General features: G+C 71.1%; 11 protein-coding genes and 1 pseudogene. 4 read left to right on the forward strand and 8 right to left on the reverse strand.

Going from position 1 to position 12,576, the window contains the following annotated elements; genetic code table 11:
- Positions 1-115 precede the first annotated feature (115 nt).
- Complete coding sequence (locus tag ACH492_RS16210; protein WP_398986933.1) at positions 116-580, forward strand: subtilase-type protease inhibitor; 465 nt, start codon at positions 116-118, stop codon at positions 578-580.
- Positions 581-906: 326 nt separating this feature from the next.
- Here ACH492_RS16210 and ACH492_RS16215 read toward each other — a convergent pair whose 3' ends face one another.
- Together ACH492_RS16215 and ACH492_RS16220 are read right to left on the reverse strand one after the other, a co-directional pair.
- A complete protein-coding gene (locus ACH492_RS16215; protein ID WP_398986935.1) occupies positions 907-1,776 on the reverse strand; it encodes an alpha/beta fold hydrolase in 870 nt (289 codons plus the stop codon).
- Between the two features lie 600 nt (positions 1,777-2,376).
- Positions 2,377-3,069, reverse strand: coding sequence for a metal-dependent transcriptional regulator (locus ACH492_RS16220; RefSeq protein ID WP_398986937.1), 693 nt, complete (start codon positions 3,067-3,069; stop codon positions 2,377-2,379).
- 246 nt (positions 3,070-3,315) lie between these two features.
- Here ACH492_RS16220 and ACH492_RS16225 point away from each other — a divergent pair, with 246 nt between their 5' ends.
- Positions 3,316-4,071: an SIS domain-containing protein gene (locus ACH492_RS16225; RefSeq protein WP_398986939.1), complete on the forward strand. Its 756-nt coding sequence runs from the start codon at positions 3,316-3,318 to the stop codon at positions 4,069-4,071.
- A gap of 310 nt (positions 4,072-4,381) precedes the next feature.
- Here the strand turns inward: ACH492_RS16225 and ACH492_RS16230 are convergent, their stop codons facing one another.
- Positions 4,382-5,764: a PAS domain-containing protein gene (locus ACH492_RS16230; protein ID WP_398986941.1), complete on the reverse strand. Its 1,383-nt coding sequence runs from the start codon at positions 5,762-5,764 to the stop codon at positions 4,382-4,384.
- Positions 5,765-6,247: 483 nt separating this feature from the next.
- Here ACH492_RS16230 and ACH492_RS16235 point away from each other — a divergent pair, with 483 nt between their 5' ends.
- Entirely contained in the window at positions 6,248-7,126 is an 879-nt protein-coding gene (locus ACH492_RS16235; protein ID WP_398986943.1) for a winged helix-turn-helix transcriptional regulator, read from the forward strand.
- Here the strand turns inward: ACH492_RS16235 and pdxH are convergent.
- Positions 7,118-7,741 carry a pyridoxamine 5'-phosphate oxidase gene (gene pdxH, locus ACH492_RS16240; protein ID WP_398987356.1) on the reverse strand — a complete coding sequence of 208 codons (624 nt, stop codon included), beginning with the start codon at positions 7,739-7,741 and terminating at the stop codon, positions 7,118-7,120. The two genes, ACH492_RS16235 and pdxH, sit on opposite strands and share 9 nt — an antisense overlap.
- 447 nt (positions 7,742-8,188) lie before the next feature.
- On the opposite strand from pdxH, the gene ACH492_RS16245 reads away from it, so the two are divergent.
- On the forward strand, positions 8,189-9,289 hold the full coding sequence (locus ACH492_RS16245; protein WP_398986945.1) for a citrate synthase 2: 1,101 nt from the start codon (positions 8,189-8,191) through the stop codon (positions 9,287-9,289).
- Positions 9,290-9,350: 61 nt separating this feature from the next.
- Here ACH492_RS16245 and ACH492_RS16250 read toward each other — a convergent pair.
- The 4 genes and pseudogenes from ACH492_RS16250 to ACH492_RS16265 all read right to left on the reverse strand — a co-directional run.
- Positions 9,351-9,607: pseudogene (locus tag ACH492_RS16250) on the reverse strand (isopenicillin N synthase family oxygenase); the annotation flags it as partial.
- Positions 9,608-9,631: 24 nt separating this feature from the next.
- A complete protein-coding gene (locus ACH492_RS16255) occupies positions 9,632-10,219 on the reverse strand; it encodes a TetR/AcrR family transcriptional regulator (protein ID WP_398986947.1) in 588 nt (195 codons plus the stop codon).
- Positions 10,207-10,938: an enoyl-CoA hydratase family protein gene (locus ACH492_RS16260; protein ID WP_398987358.1), complete on the reverse strand. Its 732-nt coding sequence runs from the start codon at positions 10,936-10,938 to the stop codon at positions 10,207-10,209. The genes ACH492_RS16255 and ACH492_RS16260 overlap by 13 nt, the downstream gene beginning before the upstream one ends.
- A gap of 11 nt (positions 10,939-10,949) precedes the next feature.
- Entirely contained in the window at positions 10,950-12,545 is a 1,596-nt protein-coding gene (locus ACH492_RS16265) for a 4-coumarate--CoA ligase family protein (RefSeq protein WP_398986949.1), read from the reverse strand.
- Positions 12,546-12,576 lie beyond the last annotated feature (31 nt).

Consider the following 12,576-nt stretch of genomic DNA (forward strand, 5'->3'; position numbering starts at 1 on the left):
TCGGTAGCCCCCCTTGCAACATACGCGGCCGGAAAGTGGCGATGAATGTGCACTCACTGTCCGCATGCGCAAGACTCCCGACCGCAATCGCCCCCCGAGCGAAGGAGTTTCACACATGCGTTACATCCTCAACACAGTCGCCGCGACCGCCACGGCAACCGCCCTCCTGCTGACCGGCACCGCTGCCGCGAGCGCCGCACAGTCGCAGCCCACGCAAACTGCCCAGCCCGCCCAGGCGAAGAGCCTGTACTCCCCCTCCGCCCTCGTACTCACCATCGGCAAGGGCGAGGACGCGGTGACCGCCACCGTCGAGCGCGCCGTAACCCTGAACTGCGCCCCGCGCCCCGAGGGCACCCACCCGATGCCCGCGGCCGCTTGTATGGAACTGCGGGACGTCGAGGGCGAGTTCGGCGCGCTGACCGAAGCCCCGTCGACGAAGAGGTGCACGCGCCAGTGGGCCCCGGTCGTGGTCACCGCCCAGGGCGTGTGGCAGGGCAAGCGTGTCGCGTGGTCGGCCACGTTCGGCAACGAGTGCGAGATGGAAGGCAGCCTGGCCGAGGGCGCGGTCTTCGCCTTCTAACCCCGCGCGGCGTTCCACGAGGCCGGTAACTCACCCCCGCAGAAGACGCACACGAAGTCGCCCTCCCGCACGACGCTGACCTCCCCGCACCCAGCGCAACGCCGGAAGACGACCTCGTACGCGCAACCATCAGGACGACCGAGCCCCACCCGATCCAGCGCACCGGCGACAGCCGGCCAGGAGTCGAGGTCCGGGCAATAGCCGGTCGACTGGTTGCCGACCTCGCTGATCGCCCAGCCGTTGCCGCCGCGGCTGAAGGCGATCTCTCCCGCTCAAAGCACGAAACCACCCGGGGCACAGGCGACATGTTCATCGCGCGCCACGCTTCAGGGCGTCAGCACCCCGTCCAAGAATGGCTCGATCGCCGTCCGCCACCCCTCCGGCTGGTCGTAATGCACCAGGTGGCCCGCGTCCGCCACCTCCGCGTACTCGCCCCGCGGCAGGACCCTGACCATCTCCTGGGCCTCCGCGCGGCCCAACTCCCCGTCCAGGCCGCGCACCACCAAGGTCGGGCACTGGACCTGGGCAAGCTCCTCCCAGTGGGGGTCGTGGACCCACGTCGCGCGCGAGGTCAGCATCTGGCGGCGGGAGAACACCGGGCGCCAGCCGTCGGCCCGTTCCGACATTACTTCCGCGAAGAATTCGCCGCGGGACGGGTTGGGGCGCTCGACCCACGGATCGTCCTCGCCGAACCACTTCCGTACGTCCGCCAGCGTCGCGAAGGGGACGGGCCAGGAGTGGAACCAGTCGCCCCACTCGCGCTGCGAGGCCGCGCCCAGTGCCGAGGCGCGCATGTCGCAGATGATCAGGGCCTGGACCAGGTCCGGGCGTTTGGCGGCCAGTTGCCAGGCGGTGAGCGCGCCCATCGAGTGTCCGATCAGGGTCACCGGGGCGAGGCTCAGCTGTTCGATCGCGGCCTCGGCGTCGGATACATAGGCCTCGCGGGTGAACGGGCCCTCGGCCGGCTTGTCGCTTCGGCCATGACCGCGCTGGTCGAGGGCGACCGCGCGATGACGCTCCGCCAGCCAGCGGGCCGTGGAAGCCCAGTGCGAGGCGCGGCCCATCAGGCCGTGGAGCAGTAAGACTCCGGACGCGGGGGCGTGCACGGCCTCGCCCGGCCCCTTGGGTGGATCTGCGAACTCCCAGGCAGCCAGGCCTACGCCGTCGGCTCCGGTTACGTCGATGCGCCGCACCATGTGGCCTGGCACCCCCTTCTCTCCCCCGGTGATCAAGACCGCGCCGAGCCCCTGTCGAGCTCGTGTCGAGTACCGCCAGACTATCGAACCTTTATTCGAAAACGTGCTTCTGGCGCGCAACACCCCTCGTTCGAGTGACCGCGTTCAAGGATTGACGCCCGTGGCCGAGGGGAGATTTTCAGCGGGAGGCGGGCCGGTCGGGGAAGACGGTCCGAGGGGATTGACCCTGAGAGCTCGGGGCTCCGGGTCAGCACAGGGGAGGACAGGCCCCGGCGCCGATGGGCGCCGGGGCCCTCCTGTGCGTACGGGGCGCAGGGCATGCGCTGGGCGTACGGAGCCGTCTCCGTGTACGCAGCCCGCTCGGCGTGTGGAGCGTGCTGGGCGTGCGGGGCCCAGCGGGTGCAGGCAACGCGCTGGGCGTACGAAATGTGCTGGGCGCGGTTTTGTGCGTGCGGGGCGTACGACGGGCGCATCACCCTGATCCCTCCCCAGCCGTCGGGTCATGCCTAGCCACAGCGTGGCACGCGATTCGCCCGGGCGCTGCCATTCCGGACAGAAATCGGTTACTGGCTGACGGAAAGCGAGGTGACGGTTACGCAGCTACTGCTTGGCCACGAAGACGTGCGACGCCACATCCGCCTCCAGCTCCGCCGCCTCGCCGCTGCTGCCCACCAGCACCCCGCCCGCGGACTCCGTCACGCTCACCACGGAGCCGGGCTGCACGCCCGCCCGCCGCAGCGTGTACATCAGCTGGGCGTCGGTCTGGATCGGCTCGCCGATACGCCGTACGACCACGGTCTTGCCTTCCGCACCCGGGTCCAGGTCCGCCAGCGAGACCATGCCGTCGTCCAGGAACGGGTCGGCCTCCGCCTTCTCGCCCAGCTCCTCCAGGCCCGGGATCGGGTTGCCGTACGGCGACTCCGTGGGGTGGCGCAGCAGCTCAAGCACGCGCCGCTCCACCGCCTCGCTCATCACGTGCTCCCAGCGACACGCCTCCGCGTGGACCTGCTCCCACTCGAGGCCGATCACGTCGACGAGCAGACATTCGGCGAGGCGGTGCTTGCGCATCACGCGCGTCGCCAGCCGTCGGCCCTCGTCGGTGAGCTCCAGGTGGCGGTCGCCTGCGACCGTCACCAGGCCGTCCCGTTCCATACGCGCCACGGTCTGGCTGACCGTGGGACCGCTCTGGTCGAGTCGCTCGGCGATACGGGCGCGCATGGGCACCACACCTTCCTCTTCCAGCTCGAGGATGGTGCGGAGATACATCTCCGTCGTGTCGATCAGTCCGGACATACGTGCCCCTCGATGGAATCGTGCGCTGCGGCCCCGACTCAATTCTGACGCATCCCACTGACAAGCGTGCCGTGCCGGGGAAAGCCTGTCGGGGAGCCCGTATTGACAGGCCAATGGTCCAGACCGCAACGTGATCGGCGACACGGTTATTCCCGCCGGGTGCCCTGTGGTCGTTCCCGCTGCGTTACCTGCCTCACCTGCGTTACCTGCGTACGCATCCATCCATCCTCCGGAAAGGGCTCGGCGATGAGCGAGAGCAAGCTGGCCGGTCAGTTCTTCGACGCCGCGATCGGTCTGCTGCAGCGCGTACGGGACGAGGAGGCGGCGAAGATCGCGGCCGCCGGCGTCGCGATCGCCGACACCGTCGCGGCGGGCGGACGGCTCTTCGCCTTCGGCGCCGGGCACTCCTCCCTCGCCGCGCAGGACGTCGTCTACCGGGCCGGCGGCCTCGCCCTGATGAACCTGCTCGCCGTCCCCGGCGTCGTCGGCGTCGACGTCATGCCGGCGACGCTCGGCTCCGCGCTGGAGCGGGTGGACGGGCTCGCTGGGGCGGTGCTCGACTCCAGCCCTGCGAGGTCCGGCGACGTACTCCTGATCATCTCCCTGTCCGGGCGGAACGCGTTGCCGGTGGAGATGGCGATGAACGCGAGGGCGCTCGGGCTCAAGGTCATCGGCGTGACGTCGGTGGCGTACACGCGGGAGACGAAGTCCCGGCATGCGTCCGGCACGTTCCTCAAGGACCACTGCGACATCGTGCTCGACTCGAAGATCGCGGTGGGGGACGCGGAGCTGACGCACGAGGGGATCGAGGCGCCGTTCGCGCCGGCGTCGACGGTCGTGACGAGCGCGCTGATGCAGGCGACGATGGCGGCGGCGGCGGAGAGCCTGGTGGAGCGGGGGATCGAGCCGCCGCTGCTGAGGTCGGGGAATGTGGATGGGGGGCACGAGTGGAATGGGCATGTGATGAGTGAGTACGGAGACCGGATCTTCTTCCGCCACTAGGCGGGGCTTCGCCCGGGCGGGACCGCACCGGGGTACCTCCCGGTGGGGAGGGGCCGTGCAGGGTCTTCCCGGCAGGGGATCGGCGGCCGGACCCGGCGATCAACACGAACCCCTTCACGCCGCCGACCCCGAGGAGTCGAGCCCGGAGGGGCACCGGAACCCGCACCCCACGACACCAGGCAACGCCGGCGTCGAGGGCGCGGTCCCGGACGCGAAATCCAGCCCCGTGGGGTTCCCCCCGGACGAAGTCTGGGGGAGATCGAGGCGCGGGGCCCGGGGCGGGGCCCCGGTGCAGGCACAGGCCGCCGGCTCAGTCGGCCGTCAGTCGCGTCAGGTCAAGCGCCGACGCCGTCAGTACCGCCATGCTCTCCGCGTACATCGCGTCCGGGCGTTCGAACGGAGGGCGGCTCGCTCCGCGCAGGAACGTCACCACACCCAGCGTCCGGCCCCGGCTCCGCAGCACCGTGCACAGCGCATGCACCGCGTCCCGGGGCCACTGGCGCTCCGCCGCCCAGTCGTCGGCCGGCTTACCCGTGGGCGCGCTCGCGCGCACCGAGCCGTTGCGGTCGGCCGCCTGGAGCGCCGGGTGGCCCGGTGGGTAGCGCACCGGGATGCGGCCGCCCGCCACCGGGACGCACGGGCCCGGCGCGCCCGACGGTGTCGCCGCCGCGCGGATCAGGCGTACGCCGTCCGGTTCCGCCAGGTCGATCAGCGCATGGTCCGCGAAGCCCGCCAGTGCGAAGTCCAGATACGCCGTCGCCGCCTCCATCGGGTCCTCGCACTCCGCGGCGGCCCGCCCCGCCCGGTGCAGCTGGCTCGACCGGAAGCGCAGCCGGTCCGCCTCCTGCTCGGCCAGCTTCGACTCGGTCACGTCGTGGAACAGCCACCCCACGCCGAGCGGCACCGGCTCCTCCGCCAGCGGTGAGGCCAGCCGCAGGAACCCGCTGCGCCAGCACCGCCGCCGCTCCCCATCGCCCGTGCCCAGCGTCACCCACAACTCCACGAGCCCCCGCGGCGCACCCTCCGCCAGCACATGGTGCAGCGCGCCCTCCAGCTCCTCCACGCCCTGGACGACCAGCTCACCCAGCGGCCGCCCGAGCGGAGACGTACGCCCCGCGCCGAGCGCGCGCGACGCATAGCCGTTGACGACGGTCGGCCGCAGGTCCACGTCGACCAGGACGACACCCCAGGACGCGTCCTCGAACAGCGCCTCACTGAGCGCGATCGACCGCTCCAGGTCGATCTGCGCATGCACCTCGCTGAAGGCGCAGTACACCCCTGCCGGTTTGCCGTCCGCGCCGAGCACCCGCGCCGACTGGGTCCGTACGAGAACCCGCCCGCCGTCCTTGCGCAGCAGCGCGAACTCGTGGACCTGCCGCCCGGGCCCGTCCATCGCGGCCATCAGCCGCCCCTGCACCTCCTCGGCGTCGGCGGTCCGCACCGCCCACCCGGCGAACCCGCGGCGCCCCACGGCCTCCTCGGACGACCACCCGAGGATTCGCTCGGCCTCGCGGTTCCAGTGCGTGATCGTGCCGTCGGCATCGAACGCACAGAGCGCGGCGTCCATCCCGTCGAGCAACGCTGCAAGCAGCTCCGACCCCGGCACCGTCGCGGGCTCCGCCGAGCCCTCGCCCTCGGGCACCGGCTCGTCAGGCCCGAGAGCGTTGGTGGTCTCACTCCTGGAAGCACTCATCCCGGACCCCCTGCAGGACGCCTCCGCGCATGCTGATGCACGTCAGATCATTCAACTGGAACGTGACGCAGGACACATAAGGTTCCCCAAATCTTTGTACCCCCGATTAATTGGGTTGATCCTCGATCCGCCGGTTCCTAAGGTGTGGGCCACACGGTGAAAGGAGGTGATCCGGAAGTGAAGTCGTTTCGGATGCGTGAGGTGACTGCGGGCTGACGGCCCGTCGTCGCACTCTGTGTGCAGCCGACTGACCGTCGGCCGAAATTCCAAGCAGTCACCGACCCGCGGGCTCGCCGGCACATCCGGCCGGCTCCTCTCCGGAGGAACCAGAGCCCGCGGGTTTCTGCATTTCCGGGCCCTGAGTTCCCCGGCCCGGGTCTCCCCCGCCCGAGCCTCCCCGTCCGGGTCTCCCCCGCCCGGAGCCCCCGGCCCAAAGCCCCCCGGCCTAGAGTTTCTATCGGGAACCCACGGAGGTGCCGGACCATGGCCAGATCAGTACCCGAGCGCGACGCCGCATGCGCCGTCGCGCAGGCCGCCGCCGTGATCGGCGACTGGTGGAGCCTTCTCCTCGTACGGGAGACAGCGCGCGGCCGGTACCGCTTCGACGAGCTCCAGCACGAGCTGGACATCTCCCGGAAGGTCCTCACCGAGCGGCTGAACCACCTGGTCGACAGCGGCGTCCTGGAGAAGGTCCCGTACCAGCAGGGACCCGTCCGATACGAGTACCGGCTCACCGACACCGGACGCGCGCTGCTCCCGGTGCTCGTGTCCATGCAGGACTGGGCCGACCGCTGGCTGCTCGGCGACGGCACACTCACCGCGTCCGCCGACGAGCACAGCGCCGAGGCGCACCGGGTCCTCGGGCTGCCCGGCACGCGGCTGCCGCGGCTCGTGCTGCCCGCGCACACCGGCGGCGAGCTGGATCCGGTGGACGCGCAGGCCGCGGCCACCGTGCTGTTCTGCTATCCGGCCACCGGGCGGCCGAGCCCTCTGCCGGACGGCTGGGCCGACATCCCGGGGACGGTCGGCTGCACCCTGGAGAACCGGCTGTTCCGCGACGCGTACGGCGATTTCACCGCGGCGGGCGTCGCGGTACGGGGGGTGAGCACCCAGCGGCCCGACGAGCAGCGCGCCTTCGCCGGCTCCGAAGGCATTCCCTTCCCGCTGCTCTCCGACATGGACACCCGGCTGTCGGCGGCGCTGCGGCTGCCGACCTTCCGGGCCGGGCAAGGGCTGCGCCTGAAGCGGGCGGTGCTGGTGCTGGACCGGGAGCGCGCCGTCCGGCATGTGCAGTTCCCGGTGACCGACATCCCGGCGGCGGTGCGCACCGCGCTGCGGCAAGGCCGGCAGCTCTCAGGGTGACAGGCGCTCGACCTTCCAGCCCGAATCCGTACGGACATACCGCAGCCGGTCGTGCAGCCGGTTCTCGTGGCCCTGCCAGAACTCCACCGTCTGCGGATCGATCCGGTAGCCGCCCCACTCCGGCGGTGCGGGGACCTGCTCTCCCTCCGGGTAGCGGGTCGCCAGCTCCTCGTATCTGCGCAGCAGTTCGTCGCGCGAGCCGATCACCGACGACTGCTCGCTCGCCCATGCGCCGAGCTGCGATCCGTGCGGACGGCTGCGGAAGTACGCGGCGGTCTCGTCCCGTCCGATACGGGCCGCGACGCCCGTGACGATGACCTGGCGGGCCAGCGGATGCCAGGGGAAGAGCAGCGAGACGTACGGATTGGCGGCCATCTCGCGGCCCTTGCGGGAGTCGTAGTTGGTGTAGAAGACGAAGCCGTGCGCGTCGTACTGCTTCAGCAGCACGGTGCGGGAGGACGGGCGGCCGTCGGGGGTGGCGGTGGAGACGATCATGGCGTTCGGCTCGTGCAGACCGCCGGACGCGGCGTCCTTGAACCAGCGGGCGAACTGGTCCATGGGGTCGTCGGCCAGATCCGTCTCCAGGAGCGGGGTGGAGCGGTACTGCTCCCGCATGACGGCAGGGTCGTGCGAGGCGGCTTCCGGGTCCGGGGCGGCTTCCGGATCAGGGACGACGGGTCCAGAGCCGGCGGCTCCGGAGGCAGCGGGATCCGGGACGGCGGCGGGGTCCGGGACGACGCGTCCCAGCGCGGCGAGATCGTGGTCGGTCACGGGTGCCATCCTGCCGCAGGGGCGGAGTTTGCCCGGCACGGAGTGCCGTTAATCCTCCCCGCCCGAAATGGGGCAGTGTGCCGGATGTCACGCTTCCCCGCATCAGCCGGACCCGCCAAAATCTTGGGTCGGGCCTCTGTGGCCTCCATACAGCAGGGGATATCGTGCCTGCCTCCCGGCGGTTGGGTGACCACCAATCGCACGGGGCATCACCGGGGTGACAGATCCACACCGCCCATGCCGACCCACGGCGACCCACACCCGTCGCACACATCTTTGAGGAGCCGCCTGATGTCCGACTTCGTACCTGGACTCGAAGGAGTCGTCGCGTTCGAAACGGAGATCGCCGAACCCGACAAGGAAGGCGGGGCGCTCCGTTACCGAGGCGTCGACATCGAGGATCTGGTGGGGCACGTCTCGTTCGGAAACGTATGGGGGCTGCTGGTCGACGGCGCCTTCAATCCCGGCCTGCCGGCCGCCGAGCCCTTCCCGATCCCCGTGCACTCCGGCGACATCCGTGTCGACGTGCAGTCCGCTCTGGCGATGCTCGCGCCGGTGTGGGGCCTGAAACCGCTGCTGGACATCGACGAGGCGCAGGCCCGCGACGATCTTGCGCGAGCCGCCGTCATGGCGCTTTCGTACGTGGCACAGAGTGCGCGCGGCCAGGGGCTGCCGATGGTGCCGCAGAAGGAGATCGACAAGGCGCAGTCCGTCGTCGAGCGGTTCATGATCCGCTGGCGCGGGGAGCCGGACCCGCGGCACGTCAAGGCCGTCGACGCGTACTGGACCTCGGCCGCCGAGCACGGCATGAACGCCTCCACCTTCACCGCCCGCGTCATCGCCTCGACCGGCGCCGATGTGGCGGCCGCGCTGTCCGGTGCGGTCGGCGCGATGTCGGGGCCGCTGCACGGCGGGGCGCCCTCCCGCGTCCTCGGCATGATCGAGGAGATCGAGCGGACCGGGGACGCGACGGCGTACGTCAAGCGTGCCCTCGACAAGGGCGAGCGGCTGATGGGCTTCGGGCACCGGGTCTACCGCGCGGAGGACCCGCGGGCGCGCGTCCTTCGGCGTACGGCCAAGGAGCTCGACGCGCCGCGCTTCGAGGTCGCGGAGGCGCTGGAGAGGGCCGCGCTGGAGGAACTGCACAACCGCCGCCCGGACCGGGTGCTGGCGACGAACGTGGAGTTCTGGGCGGCGATCATGCTGGACTTCGCCGAGGTCCCGGCGCACATGTTCACCTCGATGTTCACCTGCGCCCGGACGGCGGGCTGGTCGGCGCACATCCTGGAGCAGAAGCGGACGGGCCGACTGGTGCGGCCGTCCGCGCGGTACGTCGGTCCCGGTACGCGGAACCCGCGCGAGATCGTCGGCTACGAGGACATCGCGGGCTGAGTCGTTCGATGCGTACGGCGCCGTGCCCCTGGTCAGGCGGGGGTGCGGCGCCGTATGCGTGTCACGCGGGGACGAGCAGGTCCTGGTGGTGCGCGCGGCGACCTGGGGGTGGGCCCGCAGCCAGCCCCTGAGCTCGTTGCGGCCGTACTCGGCGAAGAGCGGGTTGGCCAGGTCGGTGGTGACACCTGGGGCGTCCGCCGCGTGCGGGAAGGGCAGTGGGGCTATCCGGGCGTCCAGGCGCGGGTTGTAGAAGAACGCCACGGAGTAGCGCTCGGTGGCCCCGGGCGGGCTGACCACGCGGTGGTTGGTGGCCAGCAAGGTCACAGCGGGGAGGGCCACGGGTCACCCGTGGCCCTTCAGCGCCTCCTCGACAAGTGCCGCCCACTGTGACACGACCCTCCGGCGCCGCGCCGCGTCATCCGTGAGGAGGTTGGCGAGGCCGAGGCCGCGGGCCATGTCCAGCAGGCCCTGGACCGTTTCCCGTACGCCCGGACGGGACTCGTCCGCGTTCAGCAGGTGGACCGCGATCCGGTGGGTCTCGCGGCCCACCTTCGCCTCAAGTTCCGTTACCCGCGAGCGCAGTTGCTCCTCGTTGGACGCGGCCACCCACAAATGCAGCGCCGCCCGGAACAGCGGCCCCGTATAGAGGTCGACCAGCGCCGCCACGACCGCCGTGCGGTCCTGCGTCGGGAGCGCGCGCAGCGCCTGTGAGCGCTCTTCCGCGACGTACTCGACGGCCGCCGTGAACAGGTCCTCCCGCGTCGGGAAGTGGTGCTGCGCCGCACCACGCGAGACTCCGGCCCGCTCGGCGACCGCCGAGACGGTCGAGCCCGCCCAGCCGTGCTCGGCGAGGCAGGACACCGCGGCTTCCAGCAGCCGCTGCCGGGTCGCCCGGCTGCGGTCCTGCTTCGGAGGGGTCACAACGCCCATGCGGGGTCCCGCCGTTCGAGGAAGGCCGTCATCCCCTCGCGCGCCTCCGCGGACGCGAAGAGCGACGCCGAACGCTGCACCAGGTCCTCGGCGTCCCGGTCGAAGGCATCGAGGACCCTGGCCGCGAGCAGCTCCTTCGACGCGGCCAGCCCCTGCGGCGACGCCCCCCGCAGCCCGTCGAGCACCGGGGCGAGCGCCTCGTCCACATCATCCGCGGCGAGCGTAAGCAGCCCGGCCCGTACCGCCTCGGCCGCGTCGAAGCGCTCCCCGGTGAGGTAGTAGCGCTCGGCCGCGCGCGGGTCCATCCGCGGCAGCAGGGGCAGCGAGATGACGGCCGGCGCGACCCCGATGCGTACCTCCGTGAACGCGAAGTCGGCCCCCGTGGACGCGGCCGCGATGTCGCAGGCGCCGAGCAGGCCGAGGCCCCCGGCCCGTACATGCCCGGTGACGCGGGCCACCACCGGTTTGGGCAGCGTGACGATCTGCCGCAGCAGACCGACGAAGGTGTACGGATTGGGCGGGGCCTTCAGATCCGCGCCCGCGCTGAACGTGGACCCGGTGTGGGTGAGGACGACGGCCCGTACGGACTCGTCCTTGGCGCAGTCCGCCAGGGCCTCGCCGAGCTCGCCGACGAGCCGCGCCGACAGGGCGTTGCGGTTCGCCGGCGAGTCCAGCGTCAGAGTGGTGATGCCGCGCTCGTGTGCGGTGACGAGCTGCATCAGGCGTTGTGTCACGTGTTCTCCCTGTCCCGGTTCCTCAGTTCACGCCTGAGGATCTTCCCCGAGGCGGCACGCGGCACCCCGCCGATGAACTCGACGCGCCGGATCTTCTTGTACGGCGCCACGCGCCCGGCGACAAAGGCTATGACGTCGTCCTCGGTGAGGTCTTCGGCGGTCCGCTGCCGTACGACGTACGCCTTCGGGATCTCGTTCCCGTCCGCGTCGTACACACCGATCACCGCCGCGTCCGCGATGCCTTCGTGCGTGAGCAGGAGCGCTTCCAGCTCGGCCGGGGCGACCTGGAAACCCTTGTACTTGATCAGCTCCTTGACCCGGTCGACGACGAAGAGCCAGCCGTCGGCGTCGACGCGCCCGATGTCGCCGGTGTGCACCCATCCGTCGGCGTCGATCATCTCGGCGGTTGCGTCGGGCCGGCCGAGGTAGCCCTTCATCACCTGCGGGCCGCGGATCGCGATCTCGCCGGCCTCGCCGACCCCGACGTCCTTGCCGGGTTCGTCGAAGGAGACGAGCCGCATCTCGGTCGAGGCGATGAGCTTGCCCACGGTGCCGGGCGGCGGGTTCTGGGCGCCCAGCGGCACGACATGGGTCCCGGGCGAGAGTTCGGTCATGCCGTACGCCTGGCCTATGGGCGGGAGCCCCAGCCGATGGGAGCAGGCCGCGGCCAGTTCGGCGTCCAGAGGGGCGGCCGAGCAGATGATGTACTCCAGCGAGGACAGGTCGTACTGCGCGACGGCCGGGTGCTTGGCCAGGGCGAGGACGATCGGCGGCGCGACGTACAGGCCGTTGATGCGGTGCTTCTCGATCGCCGCGAGGAAGGTGTCGAGCTCGAAGCGGGGCAGCACGACGACGGTGGCGCCGTTGCGCAGCGGGGCGTTCATCAGGGCGGTGAGGCCATAGATGTGGAAGAACGGCAGCACCGCCAGGATGCGGTCGCCCGGGCCCATCGGCATCAGCGGGTAGAGCTGGGCGAGGTTGGTGGCGATGGAGCGGTGCGTGAGCATCACGCCCTTGGGGACGCCGGTGGTGCCGGAGGAGTACGGCAGAGCCGCGATGTCCTCGGACGGGTCGATGGCGACGTCCGGCTCGGGTGCGGTCGAGCCGAGCATGTCGAGGATGCTCACATGCCCGTCGGCGCGGTCGCAGACGAAGATCTCCTCGATGCCCGCGACCAACTCGGCGGCCCTGCGGGCGATTTCGAGCAGCGGTGAGACGGTGACGATCCAGCGGGCGGAGGAGTCGCGGAGCTGCTTGGCGAACTCCTCCGCGGTGGCGAGCGGATGGACGGTGGTGACGGAGGCGCCGGCGCGGGTGGCCCCGTAGAAGACGGAGGGGTACGCCACGGTGTTGGGGCTGTGCAGGGCGAGGACGTCGCCCTTGCGCAGGCCCGCGTCGGCGAGCGAGGCGGCGATCCGCCGGTGGAACAGGTCGAGCTGCGCATACGTGACGGTGGTGCCGTTCACGCCGTCGACCAGGGCGATCGTGTCGCCGAACTCGGCGGCGGCCCGGCCGAGCACCGCGTCGTGGATCGGCTCGACGACGGCCGGGACATCCGCGTACTCGCTGTGAAACACGCTCTGAAACACCATGACGGCCCCCTCGCTGTGTGGACGGCCAGAA

It is taken from the genome of Streptomyces sp. NPDC019443, from assembly GCF_044389785.1.
In the GTDB taxonomy this organism is placed as follows: Bacteria; Actinomycetota; Actinomycetes; order Streptomycetales; family Streptomycetaceae; genus Streptomyces.